The 21,262-nt window shown below is 68.1% G+C and carries 22 protein-coding genes; 11 read left to right on the forward strand and 11 right to left on the reverse strand.

Annotation, left to right across the window (positions count from 1 at the left end; genetic code table 11):
* Positions 1–113 precede the first annotated feature (113 nt).
* From panC to AOZ53_RS27250, 3 genes are read right to left on the reverse strand one after another with little or no spacing between them, the layout of a single operon-like run.
* Positions 114–968: a pantoate--beta-alanine ligase gene (panC, locus tag AOZ53_RS27240; RefSeq protein WP_054433202.1), complete on the reverse strand. Its 855-nt coding sequence runs from the start codon at positions 966–968 to the stop codon at positions 114–116.
* Positions 969–1,005: 37 nt separating this feature from the next.
* Positions 1,006–1,896: a segregation and condensation protein A gene (locus AOZ53_RS27245; RefSeq protein ID WP_054433201.1), complete on the reverse strand. Its 891-nt coding sequence runs from the start codon at positions 1,894–1,896 to the stop codon at positions 1,006–1,008.
* A gap of 16 nt (positions 1,897–1,912) precedes the next feature.
* Positions 1,913–2,101, reverse strand: coding sequence for a DUF3460 family protein (locus AOZ53_RS27250; RefSeq protein WP_054433199.1), 189 nt, complete (start codon positions 2,099–2,101; stop codon positions 1,913–1,915).
* A 98-nt stretch (positions 2,102–2,199) separates the two neighbouring features.
* Here AOZ53_RS27250 and AOZ53_RS27255 point away from each other — a divergent pair, with 98 nt between their 5' ends.
* Both AOZ53_RS27255 and glpK read left to right on the forward strand, forming a co-directional pair.
* A complete protein-coding gene (locus AOZ53_RS27255; protein ID WP_054490161.1) occupies positions 2,200–3,654 on the forward strand; it encodes a DHA2 family efflux MFS transporter permease subunit in 1,455 nt (484 codons plus the stop codon).
* On the forward strand, positions 3,641–5,164 hold the full coding sequence (gene glpK / locus AOZ53_RS27260; protein ID WP_054433196.1) for a glycerol kinase GlpK: 1,524 nt from the start codon (positions 3,641–3,643) through the stop codon (positions 5,162–5,164). Before AOZ53_RS27255 ends, glpK begins: the two co-directional genes overlap by 14 nt.
* Positions 5,165–5,183: 19 nt before the next feature.
* Here the strand turns inward: glpK and AOZ53_RS27265 are convergent, their stop codons facing one another.
* Positions 5,184–5,741 carry a hypothetical protein gene (locus AOZ53_RS27265; RefSeq protein ID WP_054490163.1) on the reverse strand — a complete coding sequence of 186 codons (558 nt, stop codon included), beginning with the start codon at positions 5,739–5,741 and terminating at the stop codon, positions 5,184–5,186.
* Entirely contained in the window at positions 5,741–6,676 is a 936-nt protein-coding gene (locus AOZ53_RS27270) for a LysR family transcriptional regulator (protein ID WP_006386930.1), read from the reverse strand. Before AOZ53_RS27270 ends, AOZ53_RS27265 begins: the two co-directional genes overlap by 1 nt.
* Positions 6,677–6,846: 170 nt before the next feature.
* Between AOZ53_RS27270 and gtdA the strand changes: the two genes are divergently transcribed.
* The 8 genes from gtdA (at position 6,847) to AOZ53_RS27310 (ending at position 14,580) form a co-directional block, all read left to right on the forward strand.
* A complete protein-coding gene (gtdA, locus tag AOZ53_RS27275) occupies positions 6,847–7,899 on the forward strand; it encodes a gentisate 1,2-dioxygenase (protein ID WP_054433192.1) in 1,053 nt (350 codons plus the stop codon).
* Between the two features lie 59 nt (positions 7,900–7,958).
* Complete coding sequence (locus AOZ53_RS27280; RefSeq protein ID WP_054433190.1) at positions 7,959–8,657, forward strand: fumarylacetoacetate hydrolase family protein; 699 nt, start codon at positions 7,959–7,961, stop codon at positions 8,655–8,657.
* A 12-nt stretch (positions 8,658–8,669) separates the two neighbouring features.
* Complete coding sequence (gene maiA, locus AOZ53_RS27285; protein WP_054433188.1) at positions 8,670–9,308, forward strand: maleylacetoacetate isomerase; 639 nt, start codon at positions 8,670–8,672, stop codon at positions 9,306–9,308.
* Positions 9,305–9,703, forward strand: a complete 399-nt coding sequence (locus tag AOZ53_RS27290; RefSeq protein ID WP_006392672.1) for a chorismate mutase — start codon at positions 9,305–9,307, stop codon at positions 9,701–9,703. Before maiA ends, AOZ53_RS27290 begins: the two co-directional genes overlap by 4 nt.
* Entirely contained in the window at positions 9,696–10,700 is a 1,005-nt protein-coding gene (locus AOZ53_RS27295) for a Bug family tripartite tricarboxylate transporter substrate binding protein (protein WP_054433186.1), read from the forward strand. The genes AOZ53_RS27290 and AOZ53_RS27295 overlap by 8 nt, the downstream gene beginning before the upstream one ends.
* A gap of 81 nt (positions 10,701–10,781) precedes the next feature.
* Positions 10,782–12,134: an FAD-dependent oxidoreductase gene (locus AOZ53_RS27300; RefSeq protein ID WP_054433185.1), complete on the forward strand. Its 1,353-nt coding sequence runs from the start codon at positions 10,782–10,784 to the stop codon at positions 12,132–12,134.
* A gap of 19 nt (positions 12,135–12,153) precedes the next feature.
* Positions 12,154–13,377 (forward strand): 3-hydroxybenzoate 6-monooxygenase, encoded by a 1,224-nt coding sequence (locus AOZ53_RS27305; protein WP_054433184.1) that lies wholly within the window; start codon positions 12,154–12,156, stop codon positions 13,375–13,377.
* A gap of 27 nt (positions 13,378–13,404) precedes the next feature.
* Positions 13,405–14,580 (forward strand): ABC transporter substrate-binding protein, encoded by a 1,176-nt coding sequence (locus AOZ53_RS27310; RefSeq protein WP_054433183.1) that lies wholly within the window; start codon positions 13,405–13,407, stop codon positions 14,578–14,580.
* 101 nt (positions 14,581–14,681) lie between these two features.
* On the opposite strand, the gene AOZ53_RS27315 is transcribed toward AOZ53_RS27310, so the two are convergent.
* Positions 14,682–15,044, reverse strand: coding sequence for a glyoxalase superfamily protein (locus AOZ53_RS27315; RefSeq protein ID WP_054433182.1), 363 nt, complete (start codon positions 15,042–15,044; stop codon positions 14,682–14,684).
* A 98-nt stretch (positions 15,045–15,142) separates the two neighbouring features.
* Between AOZ53_RS27315 and AOZ53_RS27320 the strand changes: the two genes are divergently transcribed.
* Complete coding sequence (locus AOZ53_RS27320) at positions 15,143–15,502, forward strand: hypothetical protein (protein ID WP_054490164.1); 360 nt, start codon at positions 15,143–15,145, stop codon at positions 15,500–15,502.
* Positions 15,503–15,615: 113 nt separating this feature from the next.
* On the opposite strand, the gene AOZ53_RS27325 is transcribed toward AOZ53_RS27320, so the two are convergent.
* The 5 genes from AOZ53_RS27325 to AOZ53_RS27345 form a co-directional block, all read right to left on the reverse strand.
* Complete coding sequence (locus AOZ53_RS27325; protein ID WP_054433180.1) at positions 15,616–16,632, reverse strand: Bug family tripartite tricarboxylate transporter substrate binding protein; 1,017 nt, start codon at positions 16,630–16,632, stop codon at positions 15,616–15,618.
* A gap of 256 nt (positions 16,633–16,888) precedes the next feature.
* Entirely contained in the window at positions 16,889–17,629 is a 741-nt protein-coding gene (locus tag AOZ53_RS27330; protein WP_054490166.1) for an amino acid ABC transporter ATP-binding protein, read from the reverse strand.
* A 60-nt stretch (positions 17,630–17,689) separates the two neighbouring features.
* The gene (locus tag AOZ53_RS27335) at positions 17,690–18,793 is read right to left on the reverse strand and encodes an amino acid ABC transporter permease (RefSeq protein ID WP_054490168.1); all 1,104 of its coding nucleotides are present in this window, start codon (positions 18,791–18,793) and stop codon (positions 17,690–17,692) included.
* Position 18,794: 1 nt separating this feature from the next.
* Positions 18,795–19,985, reverse strand: coding sequence for an amino acid ABC transporter permease (locus AOZ53_RS27340; RefSeq protein WP_054433177.1), 1,191 nt, complete (start codon positions 19,983–19,985; stop codon positions 18,795–18,797).
* A 126-nt stretch (positions 19,986–20,111) separates the two neighbouring features.
* A complete protein-coding gene (locus tag AOZ53_RS27345) occupies positions 20,112–21,128 on the reverse strand; it encodes an amino acid ABC transporter substrate-binding protein (RefSeq protein WP_054433176.1) in 1,017 nt (338 codons plus the stop codon).
* Positions 21,129–21,262 lie beyond the last annotated feature (134 nt).

Here is a 21,262-nt window from a genome sequence, read left to right on the forward strand (position 1 = left end):
AACGGCTCTGCAATGAAGACTTGCAGAGAGTCTGCCCCGCCCCCGGCGGCGGCATAAGCTGGCAATTTTGCCAGGGGTGCGGCCCGGGAGGATCGGGCCGCGGCGCAACCGGCTCAGGCCGTGTAGGACAGTTCCAGGTTGTCGATCAGGCGCGTCGCGCCCAGCTTGGCGGCGGCCAGCACCACCACCGGCTCGCCGGCCTGCAGGTCGGCGGCTTCCGGACGCTTGAGGTCGCGCTGGCGGCGCAGGGCGATGTAGTCGACCTTCCAGCCGCGATCGGTCAGGTGCTGCGCCGCTTCGCGCTCCAGCTTGGCGGCATCGCGCTCGCCGGCCGCCAGGCGCTGGCCGACGTTGTGCAGCGCGGCGTACAGGGCCGGGGCCTCGGCGCGCTCGGCGTCGCTCAGGTAGCGGTTGCGCGAGGACAGCGCCAGGCCGTCGTCGGCGCGCACGGTCTCGTGCGCCAGCACTTCCACCGGCAGCTGGAACTGGCGGCACATGTTGCGCACCACCATCAGCTGCTGGTAGTCCTTCTTGCCGAACACCGCCACCTTCGGCTGCACACAGGAGAACAGCTTGAGCACCACGGTGCTGACGCCGGCGAAGAAGCCCGGACGGAACTCGCCTTCGAGGATGTCGCCCAGGTCGTCCGGCGGCTGCACGCGGTAGTTCTGCGGCTCGGGGTACATCTCGCGCTCGTTGGGCGCGAACAGCACGTAGACGTCGCGTTCGCGCTCGAGCTTCTCGATGTCGGCGGCCAGGGTGCGCGGGTATTGGTCGAAGTCCTCGTTCGGCCCGAACTGCAGGCGGTTCACGAAGATGCTGGCGACCACCGGGTCGCCGTGCTGGCGCGCCAGCTTCATCAGCGCCAGGTGGCCTTCGTGCAGGTTGCCCATGGTGGGCACGAACGACACGCGATTCTGGCCGCGCAGGTGATCGCGCAGTTCCTGGATGGTGTGGACGACTTTCAAGGGGAATCTCCGGGATCGGGCGCACAGCCCGGGGGGATCAGGCCGCGACCGCCGCGACGCTGGTATAGGCCAGGCGCACGTAGATGGGCGCGTAAGGCTCGGCCTGCGTGATTTCCAGCAGCGACTCGCGCGCCAGTTCCAGCATGGCGATGAAGTGCACCACCACCACCGCGGCCGGCGCGCCTTCGCGCACCCGTTCCATGAACAGGTCGCCGAACTCGATGAAACGCACGTCGTTCAGGCGCCGCAGGATGTGCGTCATGTGGTCGCGCACCGACAGCTGTTCGCGAGTGATGTGATGGTGCTGGTTGAGCTTGGCCCGCTTCATGATGTCGGCCCACGCGGCGCGCAGGTCATCGACGCTGACCTCGGGCAGCATGCGCTCGACGCTCAGGTCGGCAACGGCGTGGCTGGTGACGAAGTCGCGGCCCAGCTGGGGCAAGGCGTCGAGCTTCTGCGCGGCCAGCTTCATCTGCTCGTACTCGAGCAGGCGGCGCACCAGCTCGGCGCGCGGATCCTCGGGCTCTTCGCCGGTGTCGGTCTTCTTGACCGGCAGCAGCATGCGCGACTTGATCTCGATCAGCATGGCCGCCATCAGCAGATACTCGGCGGCCAGCTCCAGGTTGTGGATGCGGATCTGTTCCACATAGGACAGGTACTGCCGCGTGACATCCGCCATCGGGATGTCCAGCACGTTGAAGTTCTGCTTGCGGATCAGGTAGAGCAGCAGGTCCAGCGGCCCCTCGAAGGCCTCGAGGAAGACCTCCAGCGCGTCCGGCGGAATGTACAGATCCGTCGGCATCTGGAACAGCGGCTCGCCGTACAGACGCGCGAACGCCACGCTATCAACGGTGTCGGGCGTGCTGTCGACGGACGGTTCCACTAGCGCGGCCAGGGCATCGCCCGGGACGGAGGGGGTGTGGGCCATGGCTGCCGCAACGGTATCAGTCGGCCTGATACACGTACGGCTTTTGCGGCACGCGGGCGGCGCGGAAGCCTTCCAGCAGTTCCGCGTCCTGCGTCTTGTCCCAAAGACGGGCGCGGCCTTCGCGCTGGCGTTCTTCGGTGCCAGGGTGCGACTGCTTGTAGTCTTTCAGGAACTGGGTGATCTCGGATTCGTAGTTGGTCGCCATGGCACCAATTTCAGTGGGTTTCGGATGCCGCCAGTTTACTGCACCCGGGGCCGGAACCCGGCGTTACAATCTTCCGGCTCCCACCGCCCCCCTCCGCCATGTCCGCCGAATCCGCAGCCGCAGCCAATCCCGCTCCTCCTTCAACCCCGGACGCGGTGCGCGCGGCACGCATGATTCCCTTCATCGTCGGCTGTGCGCTGTTCATGCAGATGCTGGACGCGACCGTGGTGGCGACCGCCCTGCCGGCCATGGCGCGGGCCCTGGGATCGACCCCGGTGCGGCTGAACGTGGCCATCACCTCCTACCTGCTGTCGGTGGCCGTGTTCGTGCCGGTCAGCGGCTGGGCCGCCGACCGCTACGGCGCCCGCCGCGTCTTCATCGCCGCCATCGGCCTGTTCACCCTCAGTTCCGTGGCCTGCGCCCTGTCGCAGGACCTGCCGCAACTGGTCATCTCCCGCATCGTGCAGGGCATGGCCGGGGCCATGATGGTGCCGGTGGGCCGCATCATCCTGCTGCGCACCGTGCCCAAGCAGGACCTGCTCAAAGCCATGTCGTTCCTGTCGATCCCGGCGCTGCTGGGCCCGGTGATCGGGCCGCCGCTGGGCGGCTTCATGGTCACCTACATGTCGTGGCACTGGATCTTCCTGATCAACATTCCCATCGGCGTGCTCGGCATCGCGCTGGTGCTGCGCTACGTGGCCGAGATCAAGGAAGAAACGGCGCCGCGCCTGGACTGGCTGGGCTTTTTGCTCAGCGCCGTGTGCCTGGCCACGCTGGTCAGCGGCTTCGAAGCCATCGGCCGCGACGTCATGCCGCTGCCGCTGCTGCTGGGCCTGATCGCGGTGGGCATCGTCTGCGGCCTGCTCTACGGCTGGCACGCGCGCCGCATCGATTACGCGATCATCGACCTGTCGCTGATGCGCATTCCCACGTTCGCCATCTCGACGCTGGGCGGCAACCTGTGCCGCTTCGCGGTGGGCGCCACGCCCTTCCTGCTGGCCATGCTGCTGCAGGTGGGCTTCGGCCTGTCGCCGTTCTCGGCCGGCCTGATCACCTTCGCCAGCGCGGCCGGCGCGCTGCTGATGAAGTTCGTGGCCACCCCGATCGTCAGGCATTTCGGCTTTCGCCGCGTGCTGACCGTGAACGCGGTGCTGACCGGCGCCTTCATCATGGTCTGCGCCACCTTCACGGCGGCCACGCCGGTCTGGCTGCTGATCGCCATCCTGCTGATCGGCGGCTTCTTCCGCTCGCTGCAGTTCACCGGCGTAAATACGCTAACCTATGCCGACATTCCCCCGGCCAGGATGAGCCGCGCCAGCAGCTTCGCCGCCATGGCGCAGCAGCTCGGCATCAGCCTGGGCGTGGGCGTGGCCGCGGTGACCCTGAACATCAGCATGACCCTGCGCGGGGCCGAAACGCTGGCGGTGGGCGACGTGATCGCCGGCTTCATCGTCATCGGCCTGCTGTGCGCGGCTTCGGTCTTCTCCTTTAGACGCCTCGACCCGCTGGCCGGGGCACACCTGAACGGCGCCAAAAACAGTGACGACGAATGAATTTGTCCTAGCCCTGGACCAGGGCACGACCAGCTCCCGCGCCATCGTGTTCGATCGCGACGGCGTGGTGCGCGGCATCGGCCAGCGCGAATTCCGCCAGCACTACCCGCGGCCGGGCTGGGTCGAACATGATCCCGGCGAGATCTGGCACAGCCAGCTGGACGTGGCGCGCGAGGCCTTGCGCAACGCCGCCGCCAGCGCCGCCGACGTGGCCGCCATCGGCATCACCAACCAGCGCGAAACCACCCTGATCTGGGACCGCGCCAGCGGCCGCCCGCTGGCCCGCGCCATCGTCTGGCAGGACCGCCGCACCGCGCCGATGTGCGACCAGTTGCGCCAGGACGGCCATGCCGACTTCCTGCAATCGCGCACCGGGCTGGTGCTGGACGCCTATTTCTCGGGCACCAAGCTGGCCTGGCTGCTGGATCACGTGCCCGGCGCGCGCCAGAAGGCCGAGCGCGGCGAGCTGGCCTTCGGCACCGTCGACACCTGGCTGATCTGGCAGCTGACCGGCGGCGCGGTGCACAGCACCGACCCCAGCAACGCCTCGCGCACCATGCTGTTCGACCTGCACACGCAGGACTGGAACGACGAGATCCTGGCGCTGCTCAACATTCCGCGCAGCGTGCTGCCGTCAATCGCGCCCAGCAGCGCGGTGGTGGGCGAATCCCTGCCCGAATGGCTGGGCGGCTCGATTCCCATCGCCGGCGTCGCCGGCGACCAGCAGGCCGCGACCTTCGGCCAGGCCTGCTTCAAGCCGGGCATGGCCAAGAACACCTATGGCACCGGCTGCTTCATGCTGATGAACGTGGGCGACAAGCCGGTGCAGTCGCACAACCATCTGCTGTCGACCGTCGGCTGGGGCCTGCCGGTCCAGGGCCAGCCAGGCTGGCGGCCGGCCTACATGCTGGAAGGCGGCGTGTTCGTCGCCGGCGCCGCGGTGCAATGGCTGCGCGACGGCCTGGGCATCATCCAGCGCTCCGAGGAAATCGAATCGCTGGCCGCCAGCGTGGCCGACACCGACGACGTCTTCATGGTGCCGGCCTTCGCCGGCCTGGGCGCGCCGCACTGGGATCCCTATGCCCGCGGCACCCTGGTGGGCCTGACGCGCGGCACCACTCGCGCCCACATCGCCCGCGCCACGCTCGAATCCATCGCGCTGCAGAGCGCCGAACTGCTGACCTGCATGAACGGCGACAGCGGCATCGCGCTGACCGAGCTGCGGGTCGATGGCGGCGCGGCCCGCAACGACCTGCTGATGCAGATGCAGGCCGACCTGCTGGGCGTGCCGGTGGTGCGCCCGCGGGTGCCGGAATCGACCGCGCTGGGCGCGGCGGGCCTGGCGGGCCTGGCGGTCGGCTTCTGGTCGGGCCAGGACGAGTTCGCCTCCAAGTGGCAGGCCGAGCGCACCTTCGAACCGGCCTGGCCGGACTCGGTGCGCGAGGCACGCATGCGGCGCTGGAGCCAGGCGGTGGAACTGTCCAAGGGCTGGTCCAACACCGCGAAGTGAACGGCCGCGGCCCGGCGGCTTACGGCCGCCGCGCCTGCGCCTGCATCAGCCGCAACGCCACGCGATAGCCGGCGAACACATAGAACGCATTGCTGTTCATCAGCAGCCACGCGCCGGCGCCGCCCAGCAGCGCGACCACCGGGCCGACCGCGCGCATGTCGCCCTGCGACCACGCGATCAGCCCCAACCCGCCCGCGGCGGCCAATGTCAGCGCGGTGCGCTTGAGCAGCACCAGCCCCCGGCTGTAGCCGCCCATGAACGCCACCACGCCGATCGCCAGCGCCAGCGCCGTGACGGCGCAGGCCAGCACCAGCGCGAAGGCCGCCAGCGCCGGGCCGGCCGGGCGCAGCAGCAGGCTCAACAGGCCGATGCCGACGCCGATGCCGCCGACCATCGTCAGCACCGCCAGCGCCAGCGGCGACCACAGCCCCGGCGGCGCGGCGCGCGCATCCATCTCGGCGACGAAGCGGTGCATGGCCGCCGACGCATCCGGCGCGCCCGCCTCGTCGCGCAGCGCCGCCTCCAGCCGGCGGCATTGCGCGATCAGCGCATTCAGCCCGGGGCCGGACGGCGCCATCACAGCCTCGTGACGCCCGGGGCGTGTTCGGCCACCGTGTTGCGCAGCGCGGCCATCGCCTCCTGCACGGCGGTCGGCCGGAAGGCGTCCTCGCGCCAGTACATGGCCACCGAGCCGAAGCCCGACAAGCGCACCGGGATGATGCGCATCGCCTTCATCTGCGTGAAGCGCAGCGCCGCGCGGTGCGAGGCCACGCCGATCATGTCGCTGTTGTTGATCAGGGTGAGGTTGATGGTGACCGAATTGGATTCGACGTGGTCGGCCGGCGGCGCCTGGCCGGCCGCGGCCAGCGCGGCGTCGACCGCGTTGCGGATCGGCGTGCCCTTGGGCCACAGGATCCAGCGGTATGACAGCAGCTCTGGCCAGCCGGGCTGCTCCAGCGCGAACAGCGGATGGCGCGGCCGCGCCACCAGGTGGATCGGCTCCAGGTACAGCGCTTCGAAGCGGATGGCCGGATCATGGTGCTCGGGCGCCGAGCGGCCCACCACGATGTCCAGGTCGCCCTGCGCCAGCTGCGCCAACAGGCGGTCGGTGGTGCCTTCCACCAGTTTCACGCGGGCCTGCGGCATGCGTTCGAGCAGCTTCATCACCGCCAGCGGCACGGTGTCGGAGGCCGAGGCGCCCGAAGCGCCGATCACCACCCGGCCGCCGCCGCCCTCGCGCAGCGCGGCCATGTCGGCGCTGGCGCGGTCCAGCTGCGCCTCGACCCGCTGCGCGTGCGCGATCAGCACGTCGCCGTGCGGCGTCGGCCGCAGGCCGCGCGCATGGCGCTCGAACAGCGGCAGGCCGATGTCGTCTTCCAGATCCTTCAACCATTTCGACAACCCCGGCTGGGTCGTGTTGAGCATGGCGGCCGAGTGGCTGATGTTGCGGGTCTGGGCCAGGCTGAGGAGCATTTTCAGGTTGCGCAGGCGCAACCGGTGAGTCCAGTCCATGGAGTCCCCTTTTGTCTCTTATCCATATAGTTATTGGTATGGATAATAAGATAATTTCATTTCAAAACACATAGCTCGTTACGCATAATCGTCTCCATATCGTGACCCGCCGCGCCCGCCGCGACGGGCCAACAGAAGCCGACCCCGACGCCGGCCCCCAGGAGACAGACATGCCCGACGGTCACCCCCCCGGCGCGGACCGCGCCGCCTATTACGCGCGCATCGCCCAGAAGCACATGGCCCCGCTGTGGGAGTCGCTGCACAACCTGGTGCCGCGCCAGCCCGCGCCGCGCTGCGTGCCGGCGATCTGGAAATACGACGACGTGCGCGACGACGTGCTGGCCTCGGGCTCGCTCATCACCGCCGAGGAAGCCGTGCGGCGCGTGCTGATCCTGGAGAACCCGGGCCTGCCCGGCCAGGCCAGCATCACGCAGAGCCTGTACGCCGGCCTGCAGCTGATCCTGCCGGGCGAGATCGCGCCCAGCCACCGCCACACCCAGTCGGCCCTGCGCTTCATCGTCGAGGGCCGCGGCGCCTACACCGCCGTCAACGGCGAACGCACCACCATGCATCCGGGCGACTTCATCATCACGCCGTCCTGGACCTGGCACGACCACGGCAACGCCGAGACCGTCGACGGCGGCGAACCGGTGGTCTGGCTCGACGGCCTGGACATTCCGCTGCTGCGCTTCCTGGACGCCGGCTTCGCCGAAAACTATCCGTCCGCCACCCAGCCCGTCACGCGGCCGGAAGGCGACAGCATGGCGCGCTACGGCCACAACATGGCGCCGGTGCGCCACCGCGCCGCCGGCGGCACCTCGCCGATCTTCAACTACCCCTACGAGCGCAGCCGCGAAGCGCTCGACGCGCTCTACCGCCACGGCGAGCTCGACCCCTGGGACGGCGTCAAGCTGCGCTACCTCAATCCGGCCACGGGCGGCTACCCCATGCCCACCATGGCCACCTTCATGCAGTTGCTGCCGGCCGGCTTCCAGGGCAAGACCTATCGCAGCACCGACTCCACCGTCTACAGCGTGGTGGAAGGCCGCGGCATCGCCCGCATCGGCGACGCCGAATTCCATTTCGGTCCGCGCGACGTGTTCGTGGCGCCGTCGTGGCTGCCGGTGCAGCTGGCGGCGCTGGAAGACGCCACCCTGTTCAGCTATTCCGACCGCCCGGTGCAGGACGCGCTGGGCCTGTGGCGCGAAGAACGCATCGCCTGACGCGGGCGGGCCGCCGCGCCCGCCCTCCCCCTTTCCGTTCCGCCTTCAAAGGTTGATTCATGTCTTACGTGTTTGCTCCCGCCGACCCCGTCGCCGTGCCCGTCGCCGGCAGCCCGGACCGTTTTCCCGTGCGCCGCGTCTATTGCGTCGGCCGCAACTACGCCGCCCACGCCCGCGAGATGGGCTTCGATCCCGACCGCGAGCCGCCGTTCTTCTTCTGCAAGCCGGCCGACGCCGTGGTGCCGGTGGCGCGGGACGCCACGCTGACGCTGCCCTATCCGTCCGAGACCGCCAACTTCCACTATGAAATCGAACTGGTCGCGGCCATCGGCAAGGGCGGCGCCAACATCGCGGTCGAGTCCGCGTTGGAACACGTGTGGGGCTACGCCGTCGGCCTGGACATGACGCGCCGCGACCTGCAGATGAAGATGCGCGAGGCCGGCCGCCCGTGGGAGCTGGGCAAGGCCTTCGACCAGAGCGCGCCGATCGGCCCGCTGGTGCCCGCCGCGCAGGCCGGCGACATCCACCACGCCGGCATCTGGCTGCAGGTCAACGGCGCCGACAAGCAGCGCAGCGACGTCGGCCAGCTGATCTGGTCGGTGGCCGAGACCATCGCCTACCTGTCGCGCTACTTCCGCCTGGAAGCCGGCGACCTGATCTACACCGGCACGCCCGAAGGCGTGGGCCCCGTGACGCGCGGCGACAAGCTGGTCGGCGGCGTCGACGGCCTGGGCACGCTCAGCGTGCAGATCGCCTGAGGACGCCCGCCCATGCAACTGCACAGCTTCTTCAACAGCTCCACCTCGTACCGCGTGCGCATCGCGCTGGCGCTCAAGGGCCTGCCGTTCGACATCGTGCCGGTGAACCTGCGCAAACAGGAACAGCGCGCCGCCGACTACGTGGCGCAGAATCCGTCGGCCGGCGTGCCGCTGCTGACGGAAGGCGATTTCCAGCTGTCGCAATCGCTCGCCATCATCGACTACCTGGACGCCACGCACCCCGAGCCGCGCCTGATCCCGGCCGCGCCGCGCGAGCGCGCCCGCGTGCTGGAGCTGGCCAACGCCATCGCCTGCGACATCCATCCGGTCAACAACATGCGCATCCTGCGCTACCTGCAGGAAGAGCTGGGCGCCACCGACGCGCAGAAGAACGCCTGGTATCACCACTGGATCCGCGAAGGCCTGACCGCGGTCGAGACCCTGCTGGCGCGTCATGGCCACGGCGCCTATTGCTTCGGCGATGCGCCGACGCTGGCCGACTGCTGCCTGGTGCCGCAGATCGCCAACGCCCAGCGCATGGGCTGCGACCTGTCGGCCTACCCGCGCCTGATCGCCGTCTATGAACACTGCGCCGCGCAGCCCGCGTTCCAGCGGGCCGCGCCTGGCAACCAACCGGACTACATCAAGTGACCACGCAAGCTTCCCCGGGCCAGGAGCCCGACACCCTGGGCGCGCCGCTGCGCGAATACACCGATCCGGCCTACCGCCCGCTGTGCGCCAACCTGGCCGAGGTGCGCGCCAACATCGACCGGCTCGACGACGAGATCGTGCGCCTGATGGCCGAACGCGCCATGTACGTCAAGGACGCCGCGCGCTTCAAGCGCGACGCCTTCCAGGTCAGCGCGCCGGCGCGCCAGGCCGAGGTGTTCGAGAAAGTGCGGCGCCTGGCCGAGCGCCACGACCAGGGCTTCGAGAACCTGGACCAGGTGGTCGATGCCGCCTACCGCGCCATGGTGGCGGCCTTCATCGCCAATGAACAGACCTATTTCAACAACATGAAGATTGCGGGAGACAAGCATGCATAACCCCTCGACCCTGGCGCGGGCGCGCGCTTTCACGGCGCGCGCGCTGGCGCTGGGGCTGATCGCGCTGGCGCCGCTGGGCGCGGCGCAGGCCGCCGACGCCTGGCCGTCGCAGCCGCTCAAGGCGCTGGTGCCGTTCGGTCCGGGCTCCAGCCCCGACCAGGTGGCGCGCATCGTCGGCGAGAAGGCCGGCGCCATCCTCGGCCAGACCGTGGTGGTGGAAAACAAGCCGGGCGCCAGCGGCAACATCGGCACCTTCGCCATCGCCAACGCCAAGCCCGACGGCTACACCTTCGGCGTCTCGATCACCGGCCCGCTGGTGAACAACACGCTGCTGTTCGACAAGCTGCCCTACGCGCCCGCCACCGACCTGGCGCCGCTGACGCTGGCGGTGCACCAGCCCAACGTGCTGGTGGTGCCGGCCAACTCCGGCATCGACAACGTCGGCCAATTGCTGGAAGCGCTCAAGAAGAACCCGGACAAGTACAACTTCCCCTCGCCCGGCGCCGGCACCGTCTCGCACCTGGCGGTGGAGCTGCTGCTGCAGCGGATCGGCGCGCGCGCCACGCACGTGCCGTATCCGTCGTCGCCGGCCGCGCTGACTTCGCTGCTGTCGGGCGACACGCAGTTCGCCGCGCTGCCGCCGATCGCCGTCATGAGCATGGTCAAGGACGGCCGCCTGAAGGCGCTGGCCGTGACCTCGTCCAAGCGCTCCACGCTGCTGCCCGAGATCCCCACGCTGGCCGAAGTCGGCGTGCCCGGCATCGAGGGCTCGGCCTGGATCGGTTTCGTGATCTCGTCCAAGGTGCCCGCCGACATCCAGAAGAAGCTGTCGGACGCGCTGATCCAGGCGATCCGCGACCCCGAGGTAGTCAAGCGCCTGCAGGCGCAGTTCATGGACCCGGTGGGCAGCACCCCGGCCGAGTTCCGCGCCTACATGGACGATGAGCTCAAGCGCTGGGAGCCCCTCATCACCAAGCTCGGCATCAAGGGCCAGTAACCAGGCCCGTGAACGGGCGGCCTCGCCGCCCGGCATTTCGCAACACCAGACGCAGTCCGCAGGACAAGCAAGGAGACAAGCATGACCCTCACCGAACCCGCCCGCCAGGTCCCGCTCTACGGCGAATACGACGTCGTCGTGCTGGGCGGCGGCCCCGCCGGCATCCTGGCCGCGGCCAGCGCCGCCCGCAACGGCGCCAGCGTGCTGCTGGTGGAACGCTACGGCTTTCTCGGCGGCATGGGCACGGCGGCGGGGGTCTCCAACTTCTGCGGACTGCACGCCAACATCCGCGGCGCCATCCGCCAGGTCGTGCACGGCATGACGGACGAGCTGCTGGACCGCATGCGCGCGCTGGACGGACTGAACGACCCGCACCTGATCCTGGGCAAGATCCACGCCCAGGCCTACGACATCGCCGCCTTCAAGTGCGCCGCCGACGGCATGGTGCAGGACAGCGGCGCACAGATCCTGTTCCACGCATTGGCCACCGGCCTGGCGCGCGATGCCGCCGGCAATGTCGACGCGCTGTTCCTGGAGACCAAGTCCGGCCGCTGCGCGGTGCGCGGCAAGGTCTTCATCGACTGCTCCGGCGACGCCGACATCGCGCAATGGGGCGGCCTGCCGTTCGAGAAGGGCGACGCGCACGGCCACATGCTCTACCCCACGCTGATGTTCAAGGTCGGCAACGTCGACGGCGCCCGCGCCCAGGAGGCCTGGAAGACCATTCCGCAACTGATGGACCAGGCCGCCGCCAGCGGCGAATTCACCTTCCCGCGGCGCGGCGCCATCGTGCGGCCGCAAAAGCATGACTACGAGTGGCGCGTCAACGTGACCCAGCTGGCCAACGCCGACGGCAGCGCGGCCGACGGCACCGACGCCGCCTCGCTCTCGGCCGGCGAGCTGGAAGGCCGCCGCCAGATCACCGAGTACCTGAAGTTCCTGCGCGCCAAGGTGCCGGGCTTCGAGCACGCCTACGTGCTCGACATCGCGCCGCAGCTGGGCATCCGCGAAACCCGCCGCATCGTCGGCGAAGCCGTGCTGACCAAGGAAGACGTGCTGGGCTGCGCCGACTTCGAGGACAGCATCGGCGTCAACGGCTGGCCGCTGGAAATGCACACCGCCGGCGACGTGCAGTGGATGTGGCCGCCCATCCCCGAATCGCGCGGCTACAACCAGCTGCCGTTCCGCATGATGGTGCCGCGCCGCGGCCCCGGCGTGGCCGGCAACGTGCTGGTGGCTGGACGCTGCGCCTCGATGACGCACGAGGGCCAGTCGGCCGCCCGCGTCAGCGGCAGCTGCTTCGTCATGGGCGAGGCCGCCGGCACTGCCTCGGCGCTGGCGCTGCGCGCCGGCATCGCGCCGGCCGACCTGCCGGTCGCCACCCTGCAGGCGCAGCTGGAACGGCAAGGCGCCTTCCTCGGCGGCCACGACTGAACACGCAAGGAATCCAGGAATGAACGCAACACCGACAGTACAGGGCGCGCCCCAATCCGTGATCGTGGTGGGCGGCGGCATCGGCGGCCTGGCCGCGGCGCTGGCGCTGACGCGCCAGGGCATCGCCGTGCAGTTGCTGGAACAGGCCGCGCACATCGGCGAGATCGGCGCCGGCATCCAGCTCGGCCCCAACGCCTTCGCCGCGCTCGACGCGCTGGGCGTGGGCGCCACGGCGCGCCAGCGCGCGGTCTTCACCGACCACATCATCATGATGGACGCGGTCGACGCGCGCGAAGTGGTGCGCATCGACACCGGCGACGCTTTCCGCGAGCGCTTCGGCGGCCCCTACGCCGTGATCCACCGCGCCGACATCCACCTGTCCATCCTGGAAGCGGTGCAGCAGAACCCGCTGATCCGCTTTCGCACCTCGACCCAGATCGCCAGCGTCGCGCAAGACGGCAAGCGCGTGGAAGTCACGGATACCGAAGGCAACCGCTACCAGGCCGACGCGGTGGTGGGCGCCGACGGCGTCAAGTCCGTGATCCGCGAGCACCTGATCGGCGATCCGCCGCGCGTGACCGGCCACGTGGTCTACCGCGCCGTGGTCGAGCGCGACAACATGCCCGAGGAACTGCGCATCAACGCGCCGGTGCTGTGGGCCGGCCCGCACTGCCACCTGGTGCACTACCCGTTGCGCGGCGGCCAGCAATACAACCTGGTGGTGACCTTCCACAGCCGCGAGCAGGAACAATGGGGCGTGCGCGAAGGCAGCAAGGAGGAAGTGCTGTCGTACTTCCAGGGCATCCACCCGCGCCCGCACCAGATGCTGGACCGCCCCACTTCGTGGAAGCGCTGGGCCACCGCCGACCGCGAGCCGGTCGAACAGTGGGGCCAGGGCCGCCTCACCATCCTGGGCGACGCCGCCCACCCCATGACCCAGTACATGGCCCAGGGCGCTTGCATGGCGCTCGAAGACGCAGTGACGCTGGGCGAAGCCGTCAAACGCTGCGACCACGACCTGGAAGCCGCTTTCCGCCTGTACGAATCGGTGCGCATCCCGCGCAGCGCGCGCGTGGTCTGGTCGACCCGGGAGATGGGCAGGCTCTATCACGCGCGCGGCGTCGAACGCACCGTGCGCAACATGCTGTGGACCGGCCGCGGCCAGTCCCAGTTCTACGACGCGTTGCAGTGGCTCTACGGCTGGAAGGTGGAGAACTGTCTCGCGGGACCCATCCAGCCATAAAAAAAGCAGGCACAGGAGGAGACAACCATGACGACACGCATCACCCGCGGCGGCGCCGCGCTGCTGCTGGCACTGGCCGCCGGCGGCGTCCAGGCCCAGCAGAAACCCGTGGACATCGGTTTCATCGGCACGCTGTCCACGCCGGCCGGCTACATCGGCGAGGACGAGCGCGATGCTTTCATGCTGGCGGTCAAGGAAGGCGGCGGCAAGCTCGGCGGCGTGCCGGTCAACGTGCGCGTGGAGGACGACGCGCTCAAGCCGGCCAACGCCAAGCAGATCGCCGACAAGATGGTGCAGGGCGGCGTGCGCCTGTTCACCGGCGTGAACTTCTCCAACGTCATGGCGGCCGTCGGGCCGACGGTGCTCAACGCGGGCGGCTTCTACGTCAGCCTGAACGCCGGCCCCTCCAACTACGCCGGCAAGGCCTGCAACCCCAACTACTTCGCCGTCGCCTTCCAGAACGACTCGTACGCCGACACCGCCGGCATCGCCGCCAACGAGCTGGGCGCCAAGCGCGTCGTCGTCATGGCGCCGAACTACCAGGCCGGGCGCGACGCCGTCGCCGGCTTCAAGCGCACCTACAAGGGCGAGATCGCCGAGGAGATCTACACCAAGCTCGAACAGGCCGATTTCTCGGTCGAGCTGGCGCGCATCCGCTCGCTCAACCCGGACGCCATCTTCCAGTTCCATCCGGGCGGCGCCGGCATCAACCTGACCAAGCAGTACGCCAACTCCGGCCTGGCCGACAAGATCAAGATGATCACGCCCATCTACTCGATGGACGAACGCATGCTGGCCGCCACCGGCACCGCCGGCAAGGGCTTCTACCTGAGTTCGCTGTGGAGCGCGGACCTGGACAACGCGCAGAACAAGCACTTCGTCGAAGCCTTCACCAAGACCTACAACCGCGCGCCCACCGCCTATGCGGCGCAGGCCTACGACACCGCCAACCTGATCGCCTCGGGCCTGAAGGCCGTGAACGGCGACATCACCGGCAAGGCCGACGCGTTCCGCGACGCGCTGCGCCGCGCCGACTTCCCCAGCGTGCGCGGCAAGTTCAAGTTCGGTCCCAACCAGCATCCGGTGCAGGACTGGTATCTGCTGCACATCGAGGCCGGCGCGGACGGCAAGCTGGTCTACAAGAACCTCAAGGTCATCGCCCGCGACCACACCGATGTGCACGCGGCCGACTGCAAGATGTAGCCGCCGAGGACCTGACGCCGCGGATCCGCCAGGAACGCTGGAGCGGGCGCGGCGCTACCTGGGCATGTGAGCCGCGCGCCCGGGTAGCGCGGCTCGCGGACTCAGTCCTGCGATTCGCAGAACGTCAGGCGATTGCCGAACGGGTCGGTCACCCGCAGCAGCCGGCCCCAGGGCGCGTCCTCGACGCCCGGCCGCGCGTAGCCGTATTGCTTGCCGATCAGCTCGGCCTGGTAATCGTCAACGCCGGTGGTGCGCACGAAGATGGCCGCGCCCGGCGTGGCATCGCCATAGTGCTCGCTCAGGTGCAGCACCAGCTCGCCGCGATGCACCTGCGCGTACAGCGGCAGGCCCGGTTCGAAGCGATGTTCCCAGTCCCACTCGAAACCGAGGAAATCCAGGTAGAACTCGCGCGCCTTGTCGACCGAAAAGATGCGCAGGATGGGAATGGCGGGGGACAAATGCATGATCAGGCCTTAGTATGCGAGGGGTCGCGCGCGCCCATGAAAACGACGCGCCGCTCACACGCCACGCGCACCAGCCAGCATAGACCAAAAAAGTTGCCATGCCCGACGCTCACGCCGCATCCTGGAAACACCTGCCCGCGCCGAAGAAGCGCGCCAAGCTGCCGTTCGACGCCGTCTACACGGCCGAGCAATACACGCGGTTGCGCCAGGGGCGCATCCCCGCGGAGATGGAAGACAAGTGGTTCATCTATCTGGATGACGGCGTGCTGCGCTTTCATCGCAGCTGGACTGGCATCTGGATCTACGCGCTGCGGCTGGACGCGATGGACGGCCAATGGCGCGCGCATGACGCCTGGGTCAACCGCGAGGCCGACCAGTACGGCTGCACCGACCTGGAAACCGACCGCAAGCTGCTGGCGCGGCTGGTGGACGGCCTGCTGGCCCCCCCGCGCGGATAACCGCAAGACAGGAACAAAGCGCGAGGGCCGCGATCGCGGCCCCCGGCGGATGCATCGCCCGCTCGCGGCGGGCGGCATGCGGACGGGCGCGTTCCAGGCGGAACGCGCCAACCTCAGTTCAGGCTGGCGCCGGAGATCTTGACGATCTCCTGGTACTTGGCCTTTTCGTTCTTGACGAATTCGGCGAAGGCTTCGGGCGTCATCGGCCCCACTTCCGAACCCATCAGCAGCGAGCGCTGCTTCACGTCGGGCAGTTCCATCGCGTCGGCAAAGGCCTTGTGCAGCTTGGCCACCACCGGGGCGGGCGTGCCGCCCGTGGCGAACACGCCGAACCAGGTGCCCAGGTCAAAGCCCTTGATGCCGGACTCTTCCACGGTGGGCACATTGGCCAGCAGCGACGAGCGCTTGGCCGTGGTCACGGCCAGCGCCTTGACCTTGCCGTCCTTGATCAGCGGGGCGGACGCCGCCAGGTTGTCGAACATGAAGTCCGACTGGCCCGACAGCAGCGCCAACTGCGCCGGCGCCGCGCCCTGGTAAGGAATGTGCTCGACGTTGATGCCGGCGCGCGCCTTGAGCAGTTCGCCGGACAGATGGCCGGCGCTGCCGTTGCCGCCCGAACCGTAGTTCAGCTTGCCCGGGTTCTTCTTGGCGTAGTCGATCAGGTCGGCCAGCGTCTCGATCTTGTTCTTGGCGGCGAACTCGACGTTCATGACCAGCACGTTCGGCACCGACGTCACGATGGTGATCGGCGCAAAGTCCTTCACCGGGTCATACGGCAGGTTGGCGAACAGCCAGGGGTTGATGGCGTGGGTGGCCACGGCGCCCATCACCAGCGTGTAGCCGTCGGCCGGGGCCTTGGCCACCAGGTCGGCGCCGATGTTGCCGCCGGCGCCCGAGCGGTTTTCCACGATCACGGGCTGGCCGAGCGAGCCGCGCACCTTCTCGGCCAGCATGCGGGCCATGGTGTCGAGCGGGCCGCCGGGCGGGTAAGGCACCACGAAGCGCAGCGGCTTGGTGGGGAAATCGGTAGCCTGGGCCAGCGCGGGCGCGCCGAAGGCCAGCGTGGCGGCCAGCGCCGCGGCGCCGCCCAGCAAGGCGCGGCGCAGGGCGCTGCGGGGGGTCGGTTTCATCTCGTTTGCTCCTCTCATTGCATCGATGGCGGTCGGTAGCATACCGCAGTGGCATGAACACCGTAACAAAGGGATACCGGGAAAAGCGGGTGCTTTTCCCGCGCCAGCCGTCGTCCCCGGGGGACCGGCGCGGCGGACGAGCCCCTTCCGCGCGCCTCGGGCATCCGGGCAGCCGCCGGGGTTCAAAAAGAAAAACCGCCTTCCAGGGAGGGCGGTTTTCCGGGTCTGGTCGCGGCGGGCCAGGGCCCGCCCGGCCTCAATGCAGGATCTGGCTCAGGAACAGCTTGGTGCGGTCGTTCTGCGGGTGGTCGAAGAACTCGTCCGGGCTGTTCTGCTCGATGATCTCGCCGCGGTCCATGAAGATGACGCGGTTGGCGACCTTGCGCGCAAAGCCCATTTCGTGGGTCACGCACAGCATCGTCATGCCGCTTTCCTGGGCCAGGCTGACCATCACGTCCAGCACTTCCTTGACCATTTCCGGGTCCAGCGCCGAGGTCGGCTCATCGAACAGCATGATCTTGGGGCTCATGCATAGCGAACGGGCGATGGCCACGCGCTGCTGCTGGCCGCCCGAGAGCTGGCCGGGGAATTTCTTGGCCTGGTCCGGGATGCGCACGCGCTCCAGGTACTTGATGGCCGTGGCCTCGGCTTCGGCGCGCGGTTTTTTCAGCACCCACATCGGGCCCAGCGTCAGGTTCTCCAGCACCGTCAGGTGCGGGAACAGGTTGAAGTGCTGGAACACCATGCCGACGTCCTTGCGGATGGTCTCGATGTGCTTGAGGTCGTTGGTGAGCTCCGTGCCGTCCACGATGATGTGGCCTTTCTGGTGCTCCTCGAGCCGGTTGATGCAGCGGATCATGGTGGACTTGCCCGAGCCGGACGGCCCGCACACCACGATGCGCTCGCCCGGCGCCACGTCCAGGTTGATGTTGCGCAGCACGTGGAACTGGCCGTACCACTTGTTCACGTCCTGCAGTCGAATGATGGCATCAGACATGCCTGTACTCCCGTAAATATCGCGTTGCGGGCCCGCCCGGGGCGGACCCGCGGCAAGGTTCTATCGTGCGTGACCGGTGGCCAGGCGTTTTTCCAGCGCCTGGCTGTATTTGGACATGGAGAAGCAGAAGACGAAGTAGATCAGCGAGATGAACAGATACGCCTCCACCCCGAATCCGCGCCATGCCGCGTCGGACAGGGCCGCCTTGGCCGCCAGCGTCAGGTCGAAGATGCCGATGATCACCACCAGCGAGGTGTCCTTGAACAGCGCGATGAAGATGCTGACCAGCGGCGGGATCACGATCTTGAGCGCCTGCGGCAGGATGATCTTGCGCATCTGCTGCCAGTAGTTCAGGCCGAGCGAATCGGCGCCCTCGTACTGGCCCTTGGGGATCGCCTGCAGGCCGCCGCGCACCGTTTCGGCGATGTACGCGGCCGCGAACATGATGATCGCGATCTGCGCGCGCAGCAGCTTGTCGATGGAGAAGCCCTCCGGCAGGAACAGCGGCAACATCACCGACGACATGAACAGCAGGCTGATCAGCGGCACGCCGCGGATCAGCTCGATGTACACGACGCACAGCGCCTTGATGGCCGGCATCTTCGAGCGCCGGCCCAGGGCCAGCAGCACGCCGATCGGGAAGGCGAAGGCGATGCCGAACGTCGACAGGATCAGCGTCAGCGGCAGGCCGCCCCAGCGCGCGTTCTCGACGTAGGTCAGGCCCAGCACGCCGCCCCACATCAGGATCGCCACGGCGGTCAGGCCGACGGTCCAGATGATGGCGAGCTTCCAGTTCCAGAAACGGCGGATGCCGCTGCACACGATCACCGCGACCAGGATGATGGTCGCGATCAGCGGCCGCCATTGCTCGTCGAACGGATAGGTGCCGAACAGGATCAGCCGGTGCTTCTCGATGATGAAGGCCCAGCAGGCCCCGCCCACCGAGGCGCGGCATTCCTGCGCGTTGGCGGCGGTGTAGTTGGCCTTGATGAAGGCCCATTCGACCAGCGCCGGCACCGACATCAACAGGAACCACGCCACCAGCACCGTGATCAGGATGTTCAGCGGCGAGGAGAACAGGCGCGAGCGCAGCCACGCCCACGCGCCGACATGGGTCTTGGGCGGCGGCAGCCCTTCGCTGGGGGGTTGCGTAGTGCTGCTCATATCAACGCTCCACCAGCGCAATGCGCTTGTTGTACCAGTTCATGAAGATCGAGATCGACAGGCTGACCGTGAGGTACGCGCCCATGATGATGAGAATGCCCTCGATGGCCTGCCCGGTCTGGTTCAGCGTGGTGTTGACCACCGACACGATGTCCGGATAGCCGATGGCCACGGCCAGCGAGCTGTTCTTGGTGAGGTTGAGGAACTGGCTGGTCATCGGCGGGATGATCACGCGCAGCGCCTGCGGCAGCACCACCAGGCGCAGCACCTGCTTGCGGCGCAGGCCCAGGGCCCCGGCCGCTTCCCATTGGCCATTGTTGACCGCCTGGATGCCCGAGCGCACCACTTCGGCGATGAAGGCCGACGTGTAGATCACCAGGCCCGCCAGCAGCGCGGCGAACTCCGGCGACAGCGTCAGGCCACCGCTGAAGTTGAAGCCCTTCAGTTCCGGCATGTCCAGCGTCAGCGAGGCGCCGCTGACCAGCCAGCCGATCACCGGCAGGCCGATCAACAGGCCGATGGCCGCGCGGCCCAGCGGGAACACCTGGCCGGTGGCTTCCTGGCGCTTCTTGCCCCAGTGGCCCAGGAACAGGATGGCGACGATGGCCAGGCCAAGGCCGGCCAGCATCCAGTCGAGCGAGTTGCCCTCCAGCGCCGGCACCTTGAGGCCGCGGTTGGAGATGAACACGCCCGGCAGCGGGTTGTGCGCCTGGCGCGGACCCGGCATGTTCTCGGTGATGAGCGCATACCAGAAGAACAGCTGCAGCAGCAGCGGCACGTTGCGCATCACTTCGACGTAGATCGACGTGATCTTGGCGACGAGCCAGTTCTTGGACAGCCGGCCCACGCCGATCAGCGTGCCGAGGATGGTCGCCAGCACGATGCCGAGCACGGCCACGCGCAGCGTGTTGAGCAGGCCCACCCAGATGGCGCGGCCATAGGTGTCGGCGGGGGTATAGGCGATGGGCGTTTCGCCGATGGCGAAGCCGGCCTCGCGTTGAAGGAAACCGAAGCCCGTGGCGATGTTGCGCACGGACAGGTTGTGAAGCGTGTTTGAAACCAGGAACCACACCGCCGTGGCAACGGCGGCCAGTGCTATCACTTGATAGACCACGGCGCGCACGCCGGGATCGTTCCAGTTCAGACGCCGGGGGGGTGCCGAAATCGGGGCGTTTTTATTGGGAGTCGTCATGAATGAATCTACAGAAGTCGGACACCGGGCGGCTGGGCCCGAAAGACCGCGCCGCCCACTCCTGCCGCCCGCTCGAAGGCGGGCTAGGCATGGCGCCGCGAGGGCGCCATGCCGGGCAGCCGTGTGTTAGCGCACCGGCCAGCCGTACATCAAGCCACCTTGCTTATAGCTGGCGTTCAGGCCGCGGTCCAGCTTCATCGCGCTGCTCTTGCCGAGCGTGGCTTCGAAGCTCTCGCCGTAGTTGCCGATCTGCTTGATGATGTTGTAGGCCCACTTGTCGTCCACGCCCAGGTTCTTGCCCATGCCCGGGGTCACGCCCAGGATGCGCTGGATGTTGGGGTTGGTGCTCTTGGTCATTTCATCGACGTTGGCCTTGGTGATGCCGTATTCCTCGGCTTCCAGCATCGCGTTCAGCGACCAGCGGACCACGTTGAACCATTGCTCGTCGCCCTGGCGCACCATGGGGCCCAGCGGCTCCTTGGAGAAGTCTTCCGGCAGGATGATGTACTTGTCCGGATTCTCCAGCGTGGTGCGGGTCGAGGCCAGCTGCGACTTGTCGGTCGTGAAGGCATCGCAACGGCCGGCCGAGAAGGCGCGGATGATTTCGTCGTACTTGTCGATCACGACCGGCTTGAATTCGATCTTCTGGCCACGGAACCAGTCGGCCAGGTTCAACTCGGTGGTGGTGCCGGGCTGCACGCAGATGGTGGCGCCGTTCAGTTCCTTGGCGCTCTTGACGTTCAGGTCCTTCGAGACCATGACGCCCTGGCTGTCGTAGTAGTTCACGCCCACGCCGATCAGGCCCAGCGTGGTGTCGCGGGTCAGCGTGACGGTGGTGTTGCGGGTCAGCACGTCCACTTCGCCCGATTGCAGGGCGGTGAAGCGCTGCTGCGTGTTCAGCGGCGTGACCTTGATCTTGGTGGCGTCGCCGAACATGGTGGCGGCGACGGCGCGGCACAGGTCCACGTCCAGGCCCTTGTATTCACCCTTGCTGTCCGCGATCGAGAAGCCCGGGATGCCGGTCGAAACGCCGCATTGGACAAACCCTTTCTTCTTGACGTTATCGAAGGTCGCACCCGCATTGGCAGCCGCGGACGCAGCGAACAGGGCGGTGCCAATGGCAGCGAGTTTCAGTACTTTCATCGTGATCTCCGTAGGGGTGTAGCGAAGCCGAACGCAAGGCCGGGTTGGGCTTTACGCATGGGGCGGATGGTAGCGTCCACAAAGCGGCCTCCGCATCCGGGAATTCCCTTGAAATATAGGGACACTGGATGAAA

The organism is Achromobacter sp. 2789STDY5608621 (genome assembly GCF_001299375.1).
In the GTDB taxonomy this organism is placed as follows: Bacteria; Pseudomonadota; Gammaproteobacteria; order Burkholderiales; family Burkholderiaceae_B; genus Achromobacter; species Achromobacter insuavis.

Bases quoted from the DNA above. Each gene is read 5' to 3' on its own strand.
- AOZ53_RS27330 (WP_054490166.1), bottom strand. From the start codon at position 17,629: ATGTCTGATGCCATCATTCGACTGCAGGACGTGAACAAGTGGTACGGC.
- AOZ53_RS27270 (WP_006386930.1), bottom strand. From the start codon at position 6,676: ATGGACTGGACTCACCGGTTGCGCCTGCGCAACCTGAAAATGCTCCTC.
- AOZ53_RS27280 (WP_054433190.1), top strand. From the start codon at position 7,959: ATGTCTTACGTGTTTGCTCCCGCCGACCCCGTCGCCGTGCCCGTCGCC.
- AOZ53_RS27255 (WP_054490161.1), top strand. From the start codon at position 2,200: ATGTCCGCCGAATCCGCAGCCGCAGCCAATCCCGCTCCTCCTTCAACC.
- AOZ53_RS27340 (WP_054433177.1), bottom strand. From the start codon at position 19,985: ATGACGACTCCCAATAAAAACGCCCCGATTTCGGCACCCCCCCGGCGT.
- AOZ53_RS27250 (WP_054433199.1), bottom strand. From the start codon at position 2,101: ATGGCGACCAACTACGAATCCGAGATCACCCAGTTCCTGAAAGACTAC.
- AOZ53_RS27245 (WP_054433201.1), bottom strand. From the start codon at position 1,896: ATGGCCCACACCCCCTCCGTCCCGGGCGATGCCCTGGCCGCGCTAGTG.
- gtdA (WP_054433192.1), top strand. From the start codon at position 6,847: ATGCCCGACGGTCACCCCCCCGGCGCGGACCGCGCCGCCTATTACGCG.
- AOZ53_RS27265 (WP_054490163.1), bottom strand. From the start codon at position 5,741: ATGGCGCCGTCCGGCCCCGGGCTGAATGCGCTGATCGCGCAATGCCGC.
- maiA (WP_054433188.1), top strand. From the start codon at position 8,670: ATGCAACTGCACAGCTTCTTCAACAGCTCCACCTCGTACCGCGTGCGC.
- AOZ53_RS27325 (WP_054433180.1), bottom strand. From the start codon at position 16,632: ATGAAACCGACCCCCCGCAGCGCCCTGCGCCGCGCCTTGCTGGGCGGC.
- AOZ53_RS27345 (WP_054433176.1), bottom strand. From the start codon at position 21,128: ATGAAAGTACTGAAACTCGCTGCCATTGGCACCGCCCTGTTCGCTGCG.
- AOZ53_RS27300 (WP_054433185.1), top strand. From the start codon at position 10,782: ATGACCCTCACCGAACCCGCCCGCCAGGTCCCGCTCTACGGCGAATAC.
- AOZ53_RS27335 (WP_054490168.1), bottom strand. From the start codon at position 18,793: ATGAGCAGCACTACGCAACCCCCCAGCGAAGGGCTGCCGCCGCCCAAG.
- AOZ53_RS27315 (WP_054433182.1), bottom strand. From the start codon at position 15,044: ATGCATTTGTCCCCCGCCATTCCCATCCTGCGCATCTTTTCGGTCGAC.
- AOZ53_RS27295 (WP_054433186.1), top strand. From the start codon at position 9,696: ATGCATAACCCCTCGACCCTGGCGCGGGCGCGCGCTTTCACGGCGCGC.
- AOZ53_RS27305 (WP_054433184.1), top strand. From the start codon at position 12,154: ATGAACGCAACACCGACAGTACAGGGCGCGCCCCAATCCGTGATCGTG.
- AOZ53_RS27320 (WP_054490164.1), top strand. From the start codon at position 15,143: ATGCCCGACGCTCACGCCGCATCCTGGAAACACCTGCCCGCGCCGAAG.
- AOZ53_RS27310 (WP_054433183.1), top strand. From the start codon at position 13,405: ATGACGACACGCATCACCCGCGGCGGCGCCGCGCTGCTGCTGGCACTG.